We start from the raw sequence: 1828 nt of genomic DNA on the forward strand, positions 1-1828 counted from the left end.
GGACGGGGGCGAGGGCGGTGCTGGCCCGGGCGAGGAACCAGGCCAGCTGCCCGTGGATGCGGGCGGTGCCCAGGGCGAGGACGGCCAGGGCCTCGCGCAGGTGCTCCAGGCGCTCGATGGCCGGCAGCACCTGCCGCCCGTCGCCCGGGCCGACCGCCTCGGCGAGGCCCGCGGCGGTCCGGCGGGCCAGCTCCGCCGCCTCGGGCCCCGGCACCCACGTCCCGTCGCGGATCAGCGCCTCCGCCTCGGCGGCGAGCAGCGCGACCTGCGCGGACATGCCCGGTGCGGGCGGGACGGGGCGGCGGGAGAGCTGAGAGGAACGTGCGTTCGGGTGCATGGTCCGCCGATTCCTTTGCGGGGCCTCGGTCAGGAGGGGGTGGTCGGGGTGCCGGGGGCGACGGTGAAGACGGTGTCGGTGCCGGTGATCTCCAGCAGTCGCGTGACCTGGGACGAGGGGGCGGCCAGCCGGAAGGCGATGCCCGCTCCGATGGCCCGGCGGCGGGCGTCCAGCAGCGCGTTCAGGCCGGAGGAGGAGCAGAAGCCCACGCCCGCGCAGTCGACCACGACGGTCTCCGGTGCGGGCAGACCGGTGAAGGCCTCGTCCAAGGCGCGGGTGAGGGCCGGCGCGGTGTCCAGGTCGGCGTGACCAGCCAGGACGAGCACGTACGTGCCCACGCGCGCCGGGCCGCGGCTTGCACTCAGAGCTGTGACCAAGAGCCGTCTCCCTTCCGGCGTCGGTACGGACGGCAGTCCTGCTACGACTGTGGCCCCACGGACCCGCTCCGCTCTGCCCGCAAAACGAAGCGGTCGCTCCGGGCGGTCCCGGAAACGAAGCCCCGAGCCTTCGGGGCGCCGAACGGAGAGTCGCCCGCCGCCCGGCGGAAAGACGCCCCCTGAGCCGTGGGAGGTGAGGATCCCGTGTACCTGTCAGGCCACTGGCGCTTCCCCCTGGGGCACGACGGCGGCAGGGCGCTGGAGCCCGGCATGTCGTGCGTACGCGGCGTGCTGGACGCGCTGCCGGGAGAGGGTGACGGGGCGGCGGCGGCCCGGCTGCGCGAGGACGTGCTGCTGGTGGCGTGCGAGCTGCTGGCCAACGCCTGCCGGCACACGGCGGGCCCGACCCGCCTGGACATCCACCTCAGCGGGGGCCGGATCACCGTCGCCGTCACCGACCGGGCCGTCGCGGCCCCGGTGCTGCGGCCCTGGCGCCCGAGAGAGCCGCACGGCCACGGGCTGCACGTCGTCGACCGGCTGGCCGTGGACTGGGGCGTGCGGCCCGCCCCGGGGGGCAAGACCGTGTGGGCGACCCTGCCCGCCCCCTGGCCGTCGCCCGGGCCGGGGCGGGCCGGACGGGCCCCGGAGGGGGATTCGGGCCCGGGGTGTGGGTAGGCGCCCGGTACTGGAGGTGCGCCATGATCAGCAACGAGGACCGCACCCGCACGGCGGCGCGAGACGCCTCAGGCCCGGGTCCGTACGTCGTCCGCATCAGCGGCGAGATGGACTACGACCACGCCGAGCAGCTCGACACCGTGCTCGGCGCGGCGGTGGTGGAAGCGGCCGACGGCGCCGACATCGTCATCGACCTGCGCGACTCGTCGTTCTGCGACTCCGCCGGCCTCAGGGCCCTGCTCACGGCCCGGCGGCGGGCGCGGACCCGCGGGCACCTCCTCGTGCTCGCCGCGCCCAGCCACCAGATGATCCGGCTGCTGGAACTGACCGGGACCACGGACCTCTTCGGCCTCTCCCCCGCACCCCCCGGCTGACCCACGGGCGGCAGGGGCCGCTCAGCCGCCCCCGGCGGTGCCGAGCGGCCGCTCCGGCGTGTCGG

Annotated in this window: 3 protein-coding genes and 1 pseudogene; 2 read left to right on the plus strand and 2 right to left on the minus strand. The window is 76.5% G+C overall.

Going from position 1 to position 1828, the window contains the following annotated elements:
• A pseudogene (locus ACFVXK_RS38505) lies at positions 1 to 337 on the minus strand (hypothetical protein); the annotation flags it as partial.
• 29 nt (positions 338 to 366) lie between these two features.
• Positions 367 to 675, minus strand: coding sequence for an STAS domain-containing protein (locus tag ACFVXK_RS38510; protein ID WP_389622028.1), 309 nt, complete (start codon positions 673 to 675; stop codon positions 367 to 369).
• Positions 676 to 918: 243 nt separating this feature from the next.
• Here ACFVXK_RS38510 and ACFVXK_RS38515 point away from each other — a divergent pair, with 243 nt between their 5' ends.
• Positions 919 to 1389 (plus strand): ATP-binding protein, encoded by a 471-nt coding sequence (locus tag ACFVXK_RS38515; protein WP_389622031.1) that lies wholly within the window; start codon positions 919 to 921, stop codon positions 1387 to 1389.
• A 23-nt stretch (positions 1390 to 1412) separates the two neighbouring features.
• Complete coding sequence (locus tag ACFVXK_RS38520; protein WP_389622034.1) at positions 1413 to 1763, plus strand: STAS domain-containing protein; 351 nt, start codon at positions 1413 to 1415, stop codon at positions 1761 to 1763.
• Positions 1764 to 1828: the final 65 nt, after the last annotated feature.

The sequence above is a fragment of the Streptomyces sp. NPDC058157 genome, from assembly GCF_042884105.1.
In the GTDB taxonomy this organism is placed as follows: domain Bacteria; phylum Actinomycetota; class Actinomycetes; order Streptomycetales; family Streptomycetaceae; genus Streptomyces.

What these genes read in the sequence shown, in the direction of transcription:
- ACFVXK_RS38520 (WP_389622034.1), top strand. Translation starts at nt 1,413, where the DNA reads ATGATCAGCAACGAGGACCGCACCCGCACGGCGGCGCGAGACGCCTCA.